We start from the raw sequence: 18,856 nt of genomic DNA, 5'->3' as shown, positions 1-18,856 counted from the left end.
GTATTGTACTTAACAATTGACTTAAACCTTCTAAAGCATAAAATTCACATTGTACCGGAATAATAATCGCATCTGAAGCAGTTAATGAATTAATCGTCAATAATCCTAGAGATGGCGGACAATCTATAATAATATAATCATAAAGGCCTTGTACTTCCTGCAAGGCTCTTTTTAAGCGAACTTCTCTGGAGATGGTTGATACTAATTCTATCTCTGCACCTGCTAAAGAAATAGTAGCGGGAACTATATGTAAATTCTCAACTTTTGTTTCTAGGATGGTTTCTTTCACATTCACATCATCAATGAGTACATCATAAATACACTGCTGAACTTCACCTTTATTGACCCCTACTCCACTGGAAGCATTTCCTTGTGGATCTATATCAACTAGTAATACTTTTTTCCCCAAGTATGCAAGGCAGGCACTTAAATTTACGGATGTAGTTGTCTTCCCTACCCCACCTTTTTGATTGGCAATTGCTATAATTCTTCCCACGCTTGCACCTACTTTCTAGCTATATTAATGACCACTACTATATTCTATCAAATTTCGAATGAAAAATGGGTATTATTCTTGTTACAAAAGAAAAACTCTCGCAAATTATGTGCGAGAGTTTAATAAAATAGTATATTATGATTTCTTTTTAGGTATTTTAACGGTAATTTGATAAAATTCTTCGGTATCTTCTTCTTCAGTTTTAATATTAATACCACTTTTAGTAACCATTGATAAAGAATGTTTAATCGTATTTAATGCAATACGCACATCTTTACTTATTACTTTTCTTTTGGATCTATCCTTTTTACCATTTTTCACTGGTGGATTAATAATATCATTAACCTTTTCTTCTAACTGTTTAACATTCCAATGTTTTTCAATTGACATGTTCATCAGTTCTAATTGTGTCTCTACTTCTTTAATAGGCATTAAAGCACGAGCATGTCTTTCTGAAAGTTCTTTTTTCATAATAGCTTCTTGAACTTCTTGAGGTAATTTTAGTAATCTCAGTTTGTTTGCAACTGTAGATTGCCCCTTACCTAAACGCTGTGCTAGTGCTTCTTGAGTTAGTTCATGCAATTTCAATAATTTTTGATAAGCTACTGCCTCTTCTATAGCTGTTAGTTCTTCACGCTGTAAGTTTTCTATTAAAGCAATAGAAGCAGTTTCTTTATCACTTAGATTACGGATTATTGCTGGAACCTCAGACCATTTTAACTTGGTCATCGCTCTAAAACGACGCTCTCCAGCAATTATCTCGTACTTCTCATCTTCCATCTGCCGAATAATGATTGGTTGAATCACACCATGGGTATGAATGGTTCTTGCTAGTTCTTCTATTCTATCATCATCAAATACAGTTCTCGGTTGATACCTGTTAGGAACAATTTTCTCAATTGGAATATTTAAAACTTCTTCTAAATGATTTTGCCTTGGCTCTATCATCTCTTCCTGTTCCTGTTTTTCAGAACTTCCAAAAAAACGTGAAAATGGACTTTTCATCTTACTCGCACCACCTTTTCGAAACTCTATACACAAAATATTCACGATTAATCTAATTATACATTAAATGTTTCACGTGGAACGTTCCTCATTAAATAATTGGTGTTTTGTTTGGAATACCTGGTTTTCGAGGGTATCTTTTCGGTGTGCTTTTAGTTTTAGAAAAGACATACAACGTTCTTTCACTATTTTCTATTGGTAACAGAAAAGAATAATCTGCAGTTTTTTCTGCACCTAAAACGGTTAATGCTTTAGAAGCATCTTTTAGTTCATCAGAAGCACTAGCAGCTTTCATCGCTATAAATTTCCCTCCAACCTTCACTAAGGGAATGCAAAGTTCAGATAACACTGAAAGTCTTGCGACTGCTCTTGCTGTTACAATATCATAATTTTCTCTATATTCCTTATTTTGCCCGAAATCTTCTGCACGAGAATGAACAAAATGAACATTTGTTAACCGGAGTTCTTGACTAAGGTGAGTTAAAAATTGAATTCGCTTATTTAAAGAGTCTACAATTGTCACACTTAAATTAGGAAAACATATTTTTAAGGGAATACTAGGAAAGCCTGCTCCTGCTCCAACATCACAAATAGAGATGGATCCTGTGAAATCTTCATAAAAAGACGCACTAATGGAATCGAAAAAATGCTTTAAATAAACAGATGCTTCATCAGTTATTGCTGTTAAGTTCATCTTTTCGTTCCATTCTACTAATAGCCTAAAATAAGTTTGAAATTGTTCTACTTGTGTACTACTCAAATCTATTCCTTTTTCATGAAGGGCTTGTACAAATTGTTCTTCGTTCATGTAGTTCTCCTTATCATTTAAGACTATACAGTGATTTTAGCTATTTTTCCTTGTTCAATATATATAAGAAGAATAGATATATCAGCTGGATTTACTCCTGAAATACGAGATGCTTGAGCTATGGACAATGGACGGACTTCCATTAGTTTATGTTTTGCTTCTGTAGCAATACCATTAATCGCATTATAATCAATATTCTCAGGAATCTTTTTGTCTTCCATTTTTTTAAGTTTTTCTACTTGCTGAAGAGATTTTTCAATATACCCTTCATACTTAACTTGTATCTCTACTTGTTCTTTATCTTCTAAAGTTAACTCTACCTCAGATGGAGATAATTGAGCTACTAAGTCATAGTTCATTTCAGTACGCTTCAACAAATCTGCTGCACGAATTCCATCTTTCAATTCGCTACCATCCACACTTCGTATTAAAGATTGAGTCGTTTCATTTGGTTTTATCATTATCGAACGTAAACGAACTAACTCATCTTCTATTCTTTTCTTTTTCTCTAAAAATTTATTATAACGTGTTTCCGGAACTAAGCCAATTTCATATCCAACTTCTAATAGTCTTAAATCTGCATTATCGTGACGCAGTAATAAACGATATTCTGCACGAGATGTAAGTAAACGATAAGGTTCGTTCGTTCCTTTCGTTACTAAGTCATCAATTAATACACCAATATATGCATCTGATCTGCTTAACACTTTTTCTTCTTTGTTAAGTGCTCGTAAACCAGCATTGATACCTGCCATCAAGCCTTGACCTGCTGCTTCTTCATATCCAGAAGTCCCATTAATTTGGCCTGCTGTATATAAATTCTTCACTTTTTTAGTTTCTAATGTTGGCCATAATTGTGTCGGCACCATTGCATCATACTCAATTGCGTATCCAGCGCGCATCATTTCTGCGTTTTCTAGTCCAGGGACAGATGCTATTAGTTGGCGTTGTACATGTTCCGGAAGGCTTGTAGATAATCCTTGAACATATACCTCACGTGTATTTCTTCCCTCTGGCTCTAAGAAAATCTGATGTCGTGGCTTGTCGCTAAAGCGAACTACTTTGTCTTCAATTGAAGGACAATATCTTGGTCCAGTTCCTTTAATCATACCAGAATACATTGGTGATAAATGTAAATTGTCATTAATAATTTGATGTGTATATTCACTTGTATAGGTTAGCCAACAAGGTAATTGATCCATAATAAATTCAGTTGTATCAAAACTGAATGCTCTTGGAACGTCATCTCCAGGTTGGATTTCTGTTTTGCTGTAATCTATTGTTTTACTATTAACGCGTGGTGGTGTACCTGTTTTAAATCGGACTAGATCAAATCCTAAATCACGAATGCTGTCCGCCAATTTTATAGAAGGCTGCTGATTATTTGGCCCACTTGAATATTTCAAGTCTCCAATAATAATTTCACCACGCAAGAAAGTACCAGCCGTTATTACAACTGTTTTTGCTCGATAAACTGCTCCAACTTGAGTTGTAAGCCCTACAATTTCATCGTTCTCTACTATTAAGTCTTCTACAACAGCTTGATGAATCGTCAAGTTTTCTTGCTCCTCTAAAAGACGCTTCATCTCCTGTTGATACAAAACTTTATCTGCTTGCGCACGCAATGCTCGTACAGCAGGTCCTTTTCCTGTGTTCAACATTCTCATTTGAATATGTGTTTTGTCTATAACTCTTCCCATGGCCCCGCCAAGTGCGTCTATTTCACGCACAACAATTCCTTTTGCAGGTCCTCCGATCGATGGATTACAAGGCATAAATGCAATCATATCAAGATTAATTGTTAGAGCTAAGGTTTTTGCACCCATTTTAGCTGCTGCTAATGCTGCTTCTACGCCTGCATGTCCTGCTCCAACAACAATCACATCGAACTTGCCTGCTTCAAACTTCGGCATGTTCGTAACTTCCTTTCAATTTTTATTTTCCTAAACAGAATTGTGAAAACAGTTGATCTATCAAAGTTTCCTCAACTGTATCCCCTGTTATTTCGCCTAAGATTTCCCATGTTCTAGTAACATCTATTTGTATCATATCCACAGGTACATTACTCTGTGCTGCTTCTAATGCATCTGTAATTGTTGATTTTGCCAAAGTTAATAATGATATATGACGAGCATTCGAAACATAAGTCAGGTCTGACGATTCGATTGAACCCTCAAAGAATAATGAGGCAATTGCTTCTTCTAATTCATCTACACCTTCTTCTTGTAGCAAAGATGTAGCTACAATACGCTTTTGACCTGTTAAGTTTCTTACTTCTTCCATCTCTATTTCGTTTGGTAAATCAGTTTTATTGATAATTACGATATAATCCATTCCTTCAATTGCTTCGAACAATCTTCGGTCTTCTATCGTTAACTGCTCAGCACTATTCAATACAAGCAATATAAGATCTGCTTCTTTAAGTACCTGTCTAGATTTTTCTACGCCAATTCTTTCCACAATATCTTCTGTTTCTCGAATACCGGCAGTATCAACTAATTTAAGTGGAACACCACGAACATTAACGTACTCTTCTATAATATCTCTCGTTGTGCCTGCTATATCCGTCACAATCGCTTTATTTTCTTGTATTAAACTATTTAACAGAGATGACTTCCCTACATTTGGTCTACCAATAATCGCCGTAGATAGGCCTTCTCTTAGTATTTTACCTTGGGATGATGTTAAAAGTAATTTGTCGATTTCTTCACTGACCCATGTACATTTTTCGATCATCATTGGAAGCGTCATTTCTTCTACATCATCGTATTCTGGATAATCTATATTTACTTCTACTTGCGCTAAAGTCTCTAAGAGTGCTTGCCTCAATGTTGCAATAAGTCTTGATAATCGACCTTCCATTTGTCCTAGGGCTACATTCATCGCTTTGTCGGTTTTCGCTCTTATTAAATCCATTACAGCTTCAGCTTGTGACAAATCAATTCTTCCATTTAAAAAAGCACGTTTGGTAAACTCACCTGGTTCTGCAAGTCGAGCACCGTTAATTAACACTAACTGTAATACTCGGTTAACAGATACTAATCCTCCATGGCAGTTTATCTCAATAACGTCTTCTCTTGTAAATGTTTTTGGACCTTTCATTAAGGACAGCATGACTTCCTCTACAACCTCATCTGTTTTTGGGTCAACTAAATGTCCATAATGAATAGTATGAGAACTCTGGTCAAATAAACTTTTTCCGTTTGGTGATTGGAATATTTTATTTGCAATAGCTATTGCGCTAGATCCACTTAATCTCACTATTGCAATGGCGCCTTCACCCATTGGAGTCGAAATAGCAGTGATTGTATCAAATTCCACAGGTGTCCACCTCCTTACAAATCCATACTTATCCACATGTGTATAACTAAAACGAACACGACTATCTAACATATAACAATACCATAAAACAACTGAAATCAGAAGTGTAGAAACTTTTGCATATGTGAACAAACATACAAAAAGTTACATAAATGGTCATTATGCATAAGAAAACGGATTTCAGTTTTTTCTCAGCTGAAATCCGTTTAATAATTATTTAATTGGTTCAATGACTAGATAACGATTTGGATCCGTTCCCACAGAATAGGTTTCAATATCTACTCGTACAGACAATGCATTATGAATGATTTTTCGTTCAAATGAAGACATTGGTTCAAATTCTACCTTGCTACCAATTCGAATAGCTTTATCTGCCATTTTTTCTGCTAGCTGCTCCAATGACTCTTGTCTTCGTTCTCGGTAATTACCCACGTCTAATTTAATAATGATAAAGGAATTAGAAAATTTATTGGCAACTAACTGTGATAAGTTTTCTAAAGCGTTTAGTGTTTGCCCACGCTTCCCAATTAATATAGCTGCTTTCTCGCTTTTCAGGTGAAGATGAATAAACTTCCCTTCTCTTTTCTCATTAATAACTAAATCATCAATATTCATTTCTTTTGCAATCTCATTTATATAGCTTTTTGTTTCATTAACTGCTTGTTCATTCGTTTCTGTAATAGTTGGTTCTTCTTCCATAACCGATCCATTTGCGACTGTCTCTTCAAGTTCGACTATTTCTTCAACTTTTACTTGTCCTAGAACTCGCTCTATTTTTTCTTCTGGTTCTTTTTTCAAAACAGTTACTTCAACAACTGCAGGTTTTTTTCCAAATCCAAGAAAACCTTTTTTACCTGCTTCCACTACCTTAATTGACACGTCATCTCTGGAAACGCCAAGCTTTTCAAGTGCAACTGATATAGCTTCTTCTTTTGTAGGTGCAGTTTGTGTAATCTGATTCATTTTTTTGGTCCTCCCGTTTTAGCAACTTTAACAGGTTTTGTTTTTGATTTGTTCCAAGGTTTGTAAATGAATAAATTTTGAATGATTGAAATAATATTTCCGATAACCCAATACAAAGTCAATGCAGCAGGTAAAACGACACCAAATCCCATGATCATAAATGGCATTATATACATCATCAGCTTCATTTGAGGGTTATCCATTGCTGGACCTGTGCGTAAAACAACTAATTGCATTAGACCTGCCAGAATTGCTAAGAAAATACTTGGATCTGCAAGTGCAAAGCCTGCAAAACTACCAAGATTAATTTCTGGAGTGTTGTTCATTCGACTAATCGCATGGTAGAAGCCGATTAATATCGGCATTTGAACGAATACTGGTAAACAACCCGCAGCTGGATTTATGCCTCTTTCTTTAAAGAGTGCCATCATTTCTTGTTGATATTTTTGTTGTGTAACAGAATCTTTAGAGCTATATTTTTCTTTTAACTTCGCTAATTCAGGTTGAACTTCTTGCATATTTTTAGAGCTTTTCGTTTGTTTGATCATTAATGGTAATAATACTAAACGTATAATAATCGTTACTGCAATAATACCCAAACCATATGTCCCTAATAGTTCCTTAAAGAACGTGATAGATGATACTAATGGCCATACGATGTATTCATTCCAGAATCCTTGCGAATTATCATAGATGGGATCTTTAAATTCTGTACATCCTGCTAGTAATGCAGTAGTTACTATTAATAATAGTACAAGTGATAAACGTTTATTCAACCTTCTTCCCCCTAATAAGTCTTCTATATCTCTTCATTTTACCATTTCTTTAAAGAGTTATTACTAACTTTTTCTATTTAAGACTTTGGCTACTTTCAATACATGTTCCAAATTTTTTTTGGTTTCATGAAAGTCTAATTTGGACGCCGGATTCCTGGCGATAATAATATAGTCCATGTTTGGAGATACTTGATCATGTATTTCCAGAAAGGATTGTCTAATGTATCGTTTGATACGATTACGGACTACTGCATTTCCTACTTTTTTACTGACAGATAAACCAACTCTATAATAATCTTCTTCTTTATTTAAGCAGTACACAACAAATTGTCTATTCGCAAAGGACTTACCCTTTTTAAAAATTGTTTGGAACTCTGCATTCTTTTTAATACGTTGTTTCTTATTCAACTTCTCACCAGCTCCAACTAATCGTTTTAAAAGAAAAAAAAGACCACTGAAATGGTCAGTGGACTTATGCTGATAATAATTTTCTTCCTTTAGCACGACGGGCTGCTATTATGCGTCGACCGTTTTTTGTACTCATACGTGCGCGGAAACCGTGATTTTTGGCACGTTTACGTGTATTTGGTTGGAATGTACGTTTCATCTATATGACACCTCCTGAGTGATCATCTTCAATTTCAATCTTCTAAGACAGTCTACGATATTATATATAAACTATAGGGCATTTGTCAATCACTTTCAATATTATTTTTCTCTATTAATAATAATCGGTTATCCACAATTAGGAATGAATACATTTAAAGTGCTGTGCATAACAAAATTCTCGAAAAAATTATCCACAACACTTACTAACAATCTTTTCACATATTATTCTATTGTGGACAACTTGTATTGTTAATAATTAAACAATTGTGGATAACTCTTAAATATCTTGTAATCCCACCGATTTTTTGTTACGATGTTTGTGTTTTACTTTTTCAAAAACATTTCACTCTTTTTTCTTATCCACAGTTGTTAGTAATCTGTGGATAAGTTTATTCCCATAACTTTATAAAGGTTATCCACAGGCAGTGGATTTGTGTATATGTCGAATTTTGTCATACATATTTATTTTTTTTAAAAAAAGTTTAACTAACAAATCTACAAGTAAAGGAGACTAGATAATTGGAACACTTAGAAGAACTTTGGGCTAAAGTTCTCTCTGAAGTAGAAAAGAAAACATCTAAACCAAGTTTTGAAACTTGGCTTAAGTCGACTAAACTACTTTCATATCAAGGAGAAACTGTCACGATCGCTGCACCCAATTCATTTGCAAGGGATTGGTTAGAAAATCATTATGTTCACTTAATAGCTGGTATATTAACCGAGTTAACTGGTAATGAACTACTTATATCTTTCGTCGTACCAAAAAATCTAGATATGGATGATTTCGACATGCCTAAACCAAAAATCACCAATGGTAGTGATCAACCAGATTTTTCACCAGGGATGTTAAATTCTAAAAATACATTCGATACATTTGTCATTGGATCCGGTAATCGCTTTGCGCATGCAGCATCTCTAGCTGTAGCCGAAGCTCCTGCAAAAGCGTACAACCCTCTTTTCATATATGGAGGAGTTGGATTAGGGAAAACTCACTTAATGCATGCGATTGGTCATTATGTACAAGAACATAATCCAAATGCTAAAGTGGTTTATTTATCTTCTGAAAAGTTTACAAATGAGTTTATAAACTCCATTAGAGATAATAAAGCGGTCAATTTCCGCAATAAATATAGAAATGTAGATGTTCTACTAATAGATGATATTCAGTTCCTTGCAGGAAAAGAATCAACTCAAGAAGAATTTTTCCATACTTTTAATGCGCTGCATGAGGAATCCAAACAAATTGTCATTTCAAGTGACCGTCCACCTAAAGAAATTCCTACATTAGAAGATCGTTTGCGTTCTCGTTTTGAATGGGGATTAATCACAGATATCGCACCGCCAGACTTAGAAACTCGTATTGCTATTTTACGCAAAAAAGCACGTGCTGATGGATTAGATATATCAGATGATGTGATGGCATATATAGCAAATCAAATAGATTCCAATATTCGTGAACTAGAAGGCGCCCTTATCCGAGTAGTGGCCTATTCATCACTTATAAATAAGGATATTAATATCGATTTGGCAGCAGAGGCTCTTAAAGACATCTTGCCGAATGCTCGTCCAAGAATAATTACGATATTAGATATTCAAAAAGTAGTTGGGGAACATTTTCATATTAGATTAGAAGATTTTATCGCTAAAAAACGCACAAAGTCGATTGCATTTCCACGACAAGTTGCAATGTATCTTTCTCGAGAGTTAACTGATTTTTCGTTGCCTAAAATCGGGGAAGAGTTTGGTGGCCGTGATCATACAACCGTTATTCATGCTCATGACAAAATTTTCAAAATGCTAAAAGAAGATACAAATCTTCAAGATGATGTGAAACAAATTAAATCTATTCTTGGAAGATAAAAAAGGTTTGTGGATAACCATGTAAGTTATTAGCTTACTTAAACACAACTTATGCACATGTGGACAAGTAGGGCTAAGTAAGTAAAAAGAGACTTATCAACATATCCACAAGCCCTAGTACTATATCTATTATTCTTTTAAATAAATAATAATTATATAAGTGAGGTCTAAAAATGAAATTCGAAGTAATGAGAGATAGTTTATTAGAGGGATTAAGTAATGTTATAAAAGCAGTAAGTTCCAAAACAACAAATCCAATCCTAACTGGATTGAAATTAGAGGTAACTAATAAAGGACTTTATATTACTGGTAGTGATTCCGATATTACTATTCAAACTTTTATACCTGTTGAAAAAAATGGAGAACAAGTTATTACAATTACAGAAACAGGTTCTATCGTTTTACAAGCAAGAGTATTCAATGAAATTGTACGTAAGTTACCAACAAATGATGTAGAAATTGAAGTAACCAATCAATTCCAAACACATATTAAATCAGGGAAATCAGAATTTAATTTAATAGGGGTAGATGCATCCGAATATCCTTTGCTTCCTGAAATAGAAGAAGAAAGACAGTTCTTTATTCCATCTGATTTACTCAAATCTATTATTAAAGAGACTGTATTTGCAGTATCAACTTCTGAAAGTCGTCCTGTACTCACAGGAGTTAATTGGCAAGTTAAAGAAGGCGAACTTCACTGTGTCGCTACTGATAGTCATCGGTTAGCGAAAAGAAAAACAGTTATTAAAGATTTGCCGAATGAGGAATACAGTATAGTAATTCCTGGGAAAAGTTTAAATGAATTAAATAAAATTTTAGAGGAGACAACATCAGAAGTAGCAATCGTGATGACTCAACAACAAATTCTATTTAAAACAGGTGATGTACTATTTTATTCTCGATTATTAGAGGGTAATTACCCAGACACTTCCAGATTAATCCCAAGTGAGAGCAAAACAACTATTTTGGTAAACAGTAAATCATTATTGCAGGCAATAGACAGAGCGTCTTTACTTGCACGTGAAGAACGAAATAATGTGGTACGCTTTTCCACTTTAGGTAATGGGTTTGTAGAGGTATCTTCTAACTCTCCAGAGATAGGAAATGTAGAAGAACAAATTCAAGCAGAAGAAATAGAAGGCGAAGAATTAAAAATTTCCTTCAGCGCCAAATATATGATGGATGCTTTAAAAGCTATAGATGGTCAGGATGTAAAGATTTTATTTACAGGTGCTATGAGACCTTTTATATTGAAATCCGTACATGACGATTCCATATTGCAACTGATTTTACCAGTAAGAACTTACTAATACTTTTGAGATAGTCACATTTGTGGCTATCTTTTTTTTGAATAAATAAAAAGTACGATGTGGGGAAGTTACTAGTTGTGACAAGATGTGACGTACTAACTTCTCCTCTGGAAAGGACTTCTTTCCATGAAATCCTTCCAGCACTTGTTGGAACAGACATAAGTGTTTACACTTTTCTTTGCTTATTTCAATATTTGGAGTTAAAATGAAGGGATAAGAAAATGAGAAGAGGTTGAGTTATTGTTGGAAGAAATTCGAATTGACTCAGAATATATTACACTTGGGCAATTATTAAAAATGACAGACACGATTAGCTCCGGCGGAATGGCCAAATGGTTTTTAAGTGAGCATGAGGTATACATTAACGGAGAAGTAGATCAAAGAAGAGGTCGTAAATTACGTAATAATGATGTAGTGAATATTCCAGGAGTAGGAAGATTTAAATTGGTTGGACCTGAGAACGGGGATTGAAATGTATATTGACCGAATAGAGTTAAAAAATTTCCGTAATTACGATTCAATTGAAATGAATTTTTCCTCTAAGATCAATGTGTTTATAGGCGAAAATGCGCAAGGTAAAACAAATTTAATGGAATCCCTATATGTATTATCCATGGCAAAGTCTCATAGGACTTCTAACGATAAAGAATTGATACGTTGGGAAGCAGACTATGGTAAAATAAAAGGGGATATACAGAAAAAGTATGGGCATTTGCCTTTGGAATTAATTCTTTCAAAAAAAGGGAAAAAAGCCAAAGTAAACCATCTAGAACAAACACGATTAAGTGATTATATAGGTCAGCTTAATGTCGTAATGTTCGCACCAGAAGATTTATATTTAGTTAAAGGTAGTCCACAAGTAAGAAGACGATTTCTCGATATGGAAATTGGTCAAATATCCCCTATCTATTTACATGATTTACTTCAATTCCAAAAAATAATGAAGCAACGAAATCATATTTTGAAACAGCATCAAGGTAAACCTATGTTAAATGATGTGATGTTCGATGTTTATACAGAACAATATATAGATGCTGCAGTAAAAGTGATACAAAAGAGATTCCACTTTATGCAATTGTTACAACAATGGGCTGAGCCAATTCACCTTGGCATTTCAAGAGGCTTAGAGAAATTGCGAATTACCTATAATTCTTCTACTGGAATTCAACCAGAATGGTCCTCAAATGAAATGAAAAATCATCTTGAAAAAAAAATAGCAGTTAATCAGAATAGGGAACTCTATCGTGGAGTATCCTTAATCGGACCACATCGCGATGATTTACAATTCTTTGTAAATGATTATGACGTACAAACTTATGGATCTCAGGGACAACAACGTACAACGGCATTGTCTTTGAAGCTAGCTGAAATTGAATTAATAAAACAGGAGGTTGGCGAATCTCCTGTTTTATTACTGGATGATGTTCTATCCGAACTAGATGACTATCGACAATCTCACTTGTTAAATACAATTCAAGGAGATGTCCAAACGTTTGTTACAACTACAAGTGTCGAAGGAATTGCACATGAAACAATTCAACAAGCTGAATTGTTTCATGTGGAACAAGGTGCAATAGTAAACCAATAAAAACATGTAAAAACAAAGGAAGTTTTTAAAAGAATCACCATTATTGAAGCAATGAAAGAGTGGGTGAGCAAGTTGGCAATGGAAGAAAAAGACCTTAATGAATCTTATGATGCTGATCAGATACAAGTGTTAGAAGGATTGGAAGCTGTTCGAAAGCGTCCAGGGATGTATATTGGTACGACAAGTTCAAGAGGTCTTCATCATCTTGTTTGGGAAATTGTCGATAACAGTATTGACGAAGCATTAGCAGGACACTGTGACCATATTGTTATTACAATCGAAAAAGATGATTGGATTCGTGTAGAAGACAATGGCCGTGGTATACCAGTTGATACACAAGAAAAAATGGGTAAGCCAGCAGTAGAAGTAATCATGACCGTTCTACATGCAGGTGGTAAATTTGGAGGCGGTGGATATAAAGTATCCGGAGGACTACATGGTGTAGGTGCCTCAGTAGTAAACGCCCTATCCGAATATACAGAAGTATATGTTAAACGTGACGAAAAAATTCATTTAATTAAATTTGAACGTGGAGCAGTTTCTTCTCCCCTAGCAGTTATTGGAGAGACAGATGTTACTGGAACAACTACAAGATTTAAAGCAGATAATGAGATTTTCACGGAAACTACTATGTACGAGTTTGAAATTCTTGAGCATCGTGTACGTGAACTTGCGTATTTAAATCGCGGATTATCTTTAACGCTTGCAGATGAAAGAGAAGGAAAAGAAAAAACAGCTAAATATTACTATGAAGGTGGTATTAAATCTTACGTAGAAGATTTAAACGAATCCAAAGAGCCTATAACAGAAGAAGCAATATTTGTTGAAAGTGAAAAGGATGGAATTTCTGTAGAGATTGCTATGCAATATAATTCAGGATACTCTTCCAATATTTTATCTTTTGCAAATAATATTAATACCTATGAGGGTGGAACGCATGAATCTGGTTTCAAAACAGCATTAACGCGTGTCATAAATGACTATGCTAGAAAAAATGGCTTGTTAAAAGAGGCAGATACCAATTTATCCGGGGATGATGTACGGGAAGGTTTAACTGCAATTGTTTCCATAAAACACCCCAATCCTCAATTTGAAGGACAAACAAAAACAAAATTAGGTAACTCCGAAGTAAGCACTATTACTAATAGTCTTTTTTCTGAAGGATTTGATCGATTTTTATTAGAAAATCCTCAAATTTCTAGAAAAGTAGTAGAGAAAGGCTTGATGGCTGCTAGAGCTCGCGTAGCTGCTAAAAAAGCAAGAGAATTTACACGTCGAAAATCGGCATTAGAAGTTTCTAGCTTACCTGGTAAATTAGCAGACTGTTCTTCTCGTGTTCCTGCAGAAAGTGAACTATATATTGTAGAGGGTGACTCTGCCGGTGGTTCTGCAAAATCTGGTCGTGATCGTCATTTCCAAGCAATACTGCCTTTACGTGGTAAAATCCTGAATGTGGAAAAAGCCCGTTTAGATCGTATTTTAGGAAATGCAGAGATTCGTGCGATGATTACTGCTCTTGGAACTGGTATTGGAGAAGAGTTTACATTAGAAAAAGCTCGTTATCATAAGATTATTATCATGACAGATGCTGACGTTGATGGAGCACATATTCGGACATTGCTACTCACATTCTTCTTCCGTTTTATGAGACCATTAATAGAAGCTGGCTATGTATATGCAGCCCAACCACCATTGTATCAAGTGAAACAAGGAAAGCATGTAGAGTATTGCTACAATGATGAACAATTAAAAGAAATATTAGATCGTTTACCTAAAACTTCAAAACCAAATATTCAACGTTATAAAGGTTTAGGAGAAATGGATGCAGTCCAGCTTTGGGAAACAACGATGGACCCGGAACAACGTACATTACTACAAATAAATTTAGATAATGCAATGGAAGCGGATAAGGTCTTTGAACAACTGATGGGCGAGGAAGTAGAACCAAGACGTCTTTTCATCGAAGAAAACGCTGTATACGTGAAAAACTTAGATATTTAAGAAGTGTGTGACTGGAGGTCTTTTGGATGTCAGAAATACCGAATAAAGGCGTAAAGGGGATCAATATTAGTACAGAAATGAGAACCTCATTTCTAGACTATGCGATGAGTGTTATTGTATCGCGTGCCTTACCAGACGTTCGTGACGGGCTAAAACCTGTACATCGTCGAATTTTATATGGCATGCAAGAGTTGGGAAATACACCTGATAAACCCCATAAAAAATCGGCTCGTATTGTAGGAGACGTAATGGGGAAATACCATCCACATGGTGACTCATCTATTTATGATGCAATGGTACGTATGGCGCAAAACTTTAGTTACCGTTATATGTTAGTAGATGGTCATGGGAACTTTGGTTCCGTAGATGGTGATGGAGCAGCGGCTATGCGTTATACGGAATCACGTATGTCTAAAATTGCTTTAGAATTATTGCGAGATATTAATAAAAATACGATTGATTACAAAGACAACTATGATGGACAAGAAAAGGAACCAGTTGTGTTACCTAGTAGATATCCTAACTTACTTGTAAACGGTGCTTCTGGGATCGCTGTTGGAATGGCTACGAATATTCCATCACATAACCTAGGAGAAGTGATTGACGCAGTATTGGCATTAGCTGAAAACCCGGCAATTACGATTGAAGAATTGATGTCTATAATTCCAGGACCTGATTTTCCTACAGGTGGGATTATTTTAGGGCGTAGTGGTATTCGTCGTGCTTATGAAACAGGTAGAGGTTCCGTAATGATTCGTGCAAAAGTAGAGATAGAAGTAAAATCAAACGGTAAAGAAGTAATTCTAGTTAATGAGCTACCATATCAAGTAAATAAAGCTCGATTAATAGAGAAAATCGCTGAATTAGTGCGCGATAAAAAAATAGATGGTATTACTCATTTAGCGGATGAATCTGACCGTAATGGAATGCGAATTGTCATTGAAGTACGTAAGGATGCAAACTCCCACGTATTGTTAAATAACTTATATAAACAAACTGCATTACAATCAAGCTTTGGGGTTAATATGCTTGCCTTAGTAGATAACCAACCAAAAGTGTTGAACATAAAAGAAATGCTTTATCATTACTTAGAACATCAAAAAGTGGTTATACGTCGTCGTACGCAGTTTGAACTGAACAAAGCTCAAGATCGCGCACATATTTTAGAAGGACTTCGAATTGCTTTAGATCATATTGATGAAATTATCAAGCTAATCCGTGCTTCCCAAACAGGTGAAGAAGCGAAAAATGGCTTGATCGAGACATTCAATTTATCTGAAAGACAAGCCCAGGCTATTCTAGATATGCGTTTACAACGTTTAACTGGCTTAGAACGAGATAAGATTGAAGAAGAATATAAAAACTTAATGATATTGATTGAAGAACTAAAATTCATTTTGGCAAATGAGTATCGTGTACTTGAAATAATTAAAGAAGAAATTACTGACATTAAAGATCGTTATGCAGACAAACGCCGAACAGAAATAGTTGCTGGAGGAGCAGAAGTTCTAGAGGATGAAGACTTAATCCCAGTAGAAAATTCTGTACTTACTTTAACAAACAAAGGATATATTAAACGTTTACCTGCAAATACGTATAAGAGCCAAAAAAGGGGCGGTCGTGGTGTCCAAGGAATGGGTACAAATGAAAATGACTTTGTAGAGCATCTATTGTACACATCGACACATGATACAATTCTCTTCTTTACGAACAAAGGGAAAGTTTATCGAGCTCGAGGATTCGAAATCCCTGAATATGGTCGTACTGCAAAAGGCTTGCCAATTATTAATCTATTAGGTGTAGAAAAGGACGAACATATTACCGCTATGATTCCAATGGCATCGTTTGAAGAAGATAATTATTTTATCTTTACAACGAAGTATGGGGTAACTAAACGTTCTCCAGTAACTGGATTTGCTCATATACGTGCGAATGGATTAATTGCTATTTCCTTACGTGAAGAAGACGAACTGATGGCTGTTCGTTTAACCGATGGCAGCAAACAAATCATCATTGGTACACGTCAAGGTAAATTGGTTCGATTCGAAGAGACGGACATACGCTCCATGGGTAGAACAGCTGGAGGAGTAAGAGGTATTCGTCTGAAAGAAGATGACTATGTAGTTGGCATGGAAATTATTGAACCCGATCAAGAGATTTTAGTTGTAACGGAAAATGGTTACGGTAAACGTACTCCGGAGTCAGAGTATCGTTTACAAAGTCGTGGTGGGATGGGTGTAAAAACTTGTCAAATTACAGACAAAAACGGCCCGTTATCTGCTGTTAAAGCAGTTGATGGTTCGGAAGACTTGATGCTGATTACGATTAATGGAATGCTTATCCGTATGGACGTAAACGATATTTCTAGAACAGGTCGTAGTACGCAGGGTGTTCGTTTAATGAGGTTAGCAGAGGATGAGCTAATTTCTACTGTAGCAAAAGTTGAAAAAGAAGAAGACGAAGAAGAGATTGTAGAAATTCTTGATGAAAATTCTACTATTGAAACAGAATCATCCCCAACAGAAGAGCAAACTGAATAAAGTAATAAACACCCTTAAACAATTCTGTTTAAGGGTGTTTTTTCGTATCTAGTTAGATAAAATTCATATACTTTCATTATGAATATTTAGTATAATTAAAGAATTGTTAGGAAAGGGGTAATACTAAATGAACCAAACCCTCATTAATTTAGAAGACTTGAAGCTTGGCGCTATAATCGCAGAAGATATATTAGTTAATACTAATTCACCAATCATTCAAAAAGAGTCAAAGGTAACTAGAGAACTTATTCAAGTTTTGCGTGCTTTTAATATAACTAAAGTACCCGTTGCCCTAGAGAATGTTTTTAATAGATCTGAAGAAGAGATTAAAAAGCTAAATGAAGATAAAGTAGATTCTATTCATATAGAAGAAGAACCACTAGTGAAAACAAGTTTTGTTCAATTGTATAAAGAGGCAGTAGATAGCTTCTATAAAGAATTTAACAGCTGGGAAGCAGGCATGAAAGTAGATGTGGCAAAACTACGGAATATTATTATGCCTTTAGTTGAAAAAGCAATGGTAGAAAAACAAGTATTCTCTCTGTTAAATATGTATTCTAAAATGGATAAATATATTGCACATCATTCTATAGCAGTTGGAATTATTTCAGGGGCAATTGCCAAAAAGTTAAATTATCCTTCCGGTCAAATAACACAAATGGCTACCGCTGGTTTAATGGCTGATATAGGTATGGCAAAAGTGAATCCAAAAATACGAGATAAAAAGTCTGTTCTGACAGAATCAGACTCTTCAGAGGTAAAAAAACATACCATCTACAGTTTCCAAATGATTAAAGATAGTCCTTTACTTAAACCCGAGATGAAATTAGCAATCTTTCAACATCACGAACGTTTAGACGGAAGTGGCTATCCGAAAAATGACAAATTGCATGATGTTTCTATTTACTCTCAAATAATAGCAGTAGCTGATGTCTACCATGCGATGACCTCAGAACGGGTTTACCGGGCAAAAAGTTCATCTTTTAAAGTATTAGAAATGATTCGAGAAGAAGAGTTTGGAAAGTATAATATAGAAGTAGTAAACAAATTAATCGAGTTAGTAGGGTCTCTACCCATTTCAACTCGTGTTCTCCTATCAACTGGAGAAAAAGGAGAAGTAGTTTTTTTACACAGAGATTCTCCTATGCGTCCAATGATTCGTTTAACTGACAGTGGACAAATAATAGATTTAGCAGCAAAAAGATCCATTCATATAGAGAGTGTTATCCTTTAAACTAAGCTAAACTCTTTCTTCTTTATTGTTAGAGGAAGGAGTTTGGAAAGAGTATAATATTATTTTTATATAAAGTGTTGACATATCCTTCAGAACTTGATATTATATAGAAGTCGCCAAAACGACATTACAACAACATGAACATTGAAAACTGAACATGCAAAACGTTAAGACATACAGCTTGATAGCTAACTTAGTTAGTTTGATAGCAAAACAATTTTTGACATCATTTAATGATGATGCCAGCAAAACAAATGAGCTTTTAAACTAGTTCTAATTTGTTGCCTTTCGAAATGCTTCGCAGATCGGAAGGTAACTATTATGGAGAGTTTGATCCTGGCTCAG

Annotated in this window: 16 protein-coding genes; 7 read left to right on the top strand and 9 right to left on the bottom strand. The window is 35.0% G+C overall.

The window, feature by feature from the left end:
* From LDK52_RS18965 to rpmH, 9 genes are all read right to left on the bottom strand, one after another.
* A partial coding sequence (locus tag LDK52_RS18965) for a ParA family protein (protein ID WP_277587481.1) occupies positions 1-496 on the bottom strand: 496 nt, incomplete at its 3' end.
* 135 nt (positions 497-631) lie between these two features.
* On the bottom strand, positions 632-1,501 hold the full coding sequence (gene noc / locus LDK52_RS18960) for a nucleoid occlusion protein (RefSeq protein ID WP_277587480.1): 870 nt from the start codon (positions 1,499-1,501) through the stop codon (positions 632-634).
* A gap of 91 nt (positions 1,502-1,592) precedes the next feature.
* Positions 1,593-2,309, bottom strand: coding sequence for a 16S rRNA (guanine(527)-N(7))-methyltransferase RsmG (gene rsmG, locus LDK52_RS18955; RefSeq protein ID WP_277587479.1), 717 nt, complete (start codon positions 2,307-2,309; stop codon positions 1,593-1,595).
* A 23-nt stretch (positions 2,310-2,332) separates the two neighbouring features.
* Entirely contained in the window at positions 2,333-4,222 is a 1,890-nt protein-coding gene (gene mnmG, locus LDK52_RS18950) for a tRNA uridine-5-carboxymethylaminomethyl(34) synthesis enzyme MnmG (RefSeq protein ID WP_277587478.1), read from the bottom strand.
* A 22-nt stretch (positions 4,223-4,244) separates the two neighbouring features.
* On the bottom strand, positions 4,245-5,630 hold the full coding sequence (gene mnmE, locus LDK52_RS18945; RefSeq protein WP_277587477.1) for a tRNA uridine-5-carboxymethylaminomethyl(34) synthesis GTPase MnmE: 1,386 nt from the start codon (positions 5,628-5,630) through the stop codon (positions 4,245-4,247).
* A 213-nt stretch (positions 5,631-5,843) separates the two neighbouring features.
* The gene (gene jag, locus LDK52_RS18940) at positions 5,844-6,593 is read right to left on the bottom strand and encodes an RNA-binding cell elongation regulator Jag/EloR (protein ID WP_277587476.1); all 750 of its coding nucleotides are present in this window, start codon (positions 6,591-6,593) and stop codon (positions 5,844-5,846) included.
* Complete coding sequence (yidC, locus tag LDK52_RS18935) at positions 6,590-7,369, bottom strand: membrane protein insertase YidC (RefSeq protein WP_277587475.1); 780 nt, start codon at positions 7,367-7,369, stop codon at positions 6,590-6,592. The genes jag and yidC overlap by 4 nt, the downstream gene beginning before the upstream one ends.
* Positions 7,370-7,432: 63 nt before the next feature.
* Positions 7,433-7,777: a ribonuclease P protein component gene (rnpA, locus tag LDK52_RS18930; protein WP_277587474.1), complete on the bottom strand. Its 345-nt coding sequence runs from the start codon at positions 7,775-7,777 to the stop codon at positions 7,433-7,435.
* A 64-nt stretch (positions 7,778-7,841) separates the two neighbouring features.
* Positions 7,842-7,976: a 50S ribosomal protein L34 gene (gene rpmH / locus LDK52_RS18925; RefSeq protein WP_277587473.1), complete on the bottom strand. Its 135-nt coding sequence runs from the start codon at positions 7,974-7,976 to the stop codon at positions 7,842-7,844.
* Between the two features lie 521 nt (positions 7,977-8,497).
* On the opposite strand from rpmH, the gene dnaA reads away from it, so the two are divergent.
* The 7 genes from dnaA (at position 8,498) to LDK52_RS18890 (ending at position 18,511) form a co-directional block, all read left to right on the top strand.
* Positions 8,498-9,838, top strand: a complete 1,341-nt coding sequence (gene dnaA, locus LDK52_RS18920) for a chromosomal replication initiator protein DnaA (RefSeq protein WP_277587472.1) — start codon at positions 8,498-8,500, stop codon at positions 9,836-9,838.
* A 173-nt stretch (positions 9,839-10,011) separates the two neighbouring features.
* On the top strand, positions 10,012-11,148 hold the full coding sequence (dnaN, locus tag LDK52_RS18915; RefSeq protein ID WP_277587471.1) for a DNA polymerase III subunit beta: 1,137 nt from the start codon (positions 10,012-10,014) through the stop codon (positions 11,146-11,148).
* Between the two features lie 243 nt (positions 11,149-11,391).
* Positions 11,392-11,619, top strand: a complete 228-nt coding sequence (yaaA, locus tag LDK52_RS18910; RefSeq protein ID WP_277587484.1) for a S4 domain-containing protein YaaA — start codon at positions 11,392-11,394, stop codon at positions 11,617-11,619.
* 1 nt (position 11,620) lies between these two features.
* The gene (recF, locus tag LDK52_RS18905) at positions 11,621-12,736 is read left to right on the top strand and encodes a DNA replication/repair protein RecF (RefSeq protein ID WP_277587483.1); all 1,116 of its coding nucleotides are present in this window, start codon (positions 11,621-11,623) and stop codon (positions 12,734-12,736) included.
* A 78-nt stretch (positions 12,737-12,814) separates the two neighbouring features.
* On the top strand, positions 12,815-14,737 hold the full coding sequence (gene gyrB / locus LDK52_RS18900) for a DNA topoisomerase (ATP-hydrolyzing) subunit B (RefSeq protein WP_277587482.1): 1,923 nt from the start codon (positions 12,815-12,817) through the stop codon (positions 14,735-14,737).
* 26 nt (positions 14,738-14,763) lie between these two features.
* A complete protein-coding gene (gene gyrA, locus LDK52_RS18895; protein WP_277587470.1) occupies positions 14,764-17,277 on the top strand; it encodes a DNA gyrase subunit A in 2,514 nt (837 codons plus the stop codon).
* Positions 17,278-17,404: 127 nt separating this feature from the next.
* Positions 17,405-18,511 carry an HD-GYP domain-containing protein gene (locus LDK52_RS18890; protein ID WP_277587469.1) on the top strand — a complete coding sequence of 369 codons (1,107 nt, stop codon included), beginning with the start codon at positions 17,405-17,407 and terminating at the stop codon, positions 18,509-18,511.
* Positions 18,512-18,856: the final 345 nt, after the last annotated feature.

This window comes from Psychrobacillus antarcticus, from assembly GCF_029533155.1.
GTDB classification, from domain to species: Bacteria; Bacillota; Bacilli; order Bacillales_A; family Planococcaceae; genus Psychrobacillus; species Psychrobacillus antarcticus.
The sequence above is the reverse complement of the archived record's forward strand: the minus strand, read 5'-3'. Positions and strand labels throughout refer to the sequence as shown.

What these genes read in the sequence shown, in the direction of transcription:
- mnmG (WP_277587478.1), bottom strand. Translation starts at nt 4,222, where the DNA reads ATGCCGAAGTTTGAAGCAGGCAAGTTCGATGTGATTGTTGTTGGAGCA.
- rpmH (WP_277587473.1), bottom strand. Translation starts at nt 7,976, where the DNA reads ATGAAACGTACATTCCAACCAAATACACGTAAACGTGCCAAAAATCAC.
- gyrA (WP_277587470.1), top strand. Translation starts at nt 14,764, where the DNA reads ATGTCAGAAATACCGAATAAAGGCGTAAAGGGGATCAATATTAGTACA.
- recF (WP_277587483.1), top strand. Translation starts at nt 11,621, where the DNA reads ATGTATATTGACCGAATAGAGTTAAAAAATTTCCGTAATTACGATTCA.
- LDK52_RS18890 (WP_277587469.1), top strand. Translation starts at nt 17,405, where the DNA reads ATGAACCAAACCCTCATTAATTTAGAAGACTTGAAGCTTGGCGCTATA.
- gyrB (WP_277587482.1), top strand. Translation starts at nt 12,815, where the DNA reads ATGGAAGAAAAAGACCTTAATGAATCTTATGATGCTGATCAGATACAA.
- rsmG (WP_277587479.1), bottom strand. Translation starts at nt 2,309, where the DNA reads ATGAACGAAGAACAATTTGTACAAGCCCTTCATGAAAAAGGAATAGAT.
- dnaN (WP_277587471.1), top strand. Translation starts at nt 10,012, where the DNA reads ATGAAATTCGAAGTAATGAGAGATAGTTTATTAGAGGGATTAAGTAAT.
- noc (WP_277587480.1), bottom strand. Translation starts at nt 1,501, where the DNA reads ATGAAAAGTCCATTTTCACGTTTTTTTGGAAGTTCTGAAAAACAGGAA.
- jag (WP_277587476.1), bottom strand. Translation starts at nt 6,593, where the DNA reads ATGAATCAGATTACACAAACTGCACCTACAAAAGAAGAAGCTATATCA.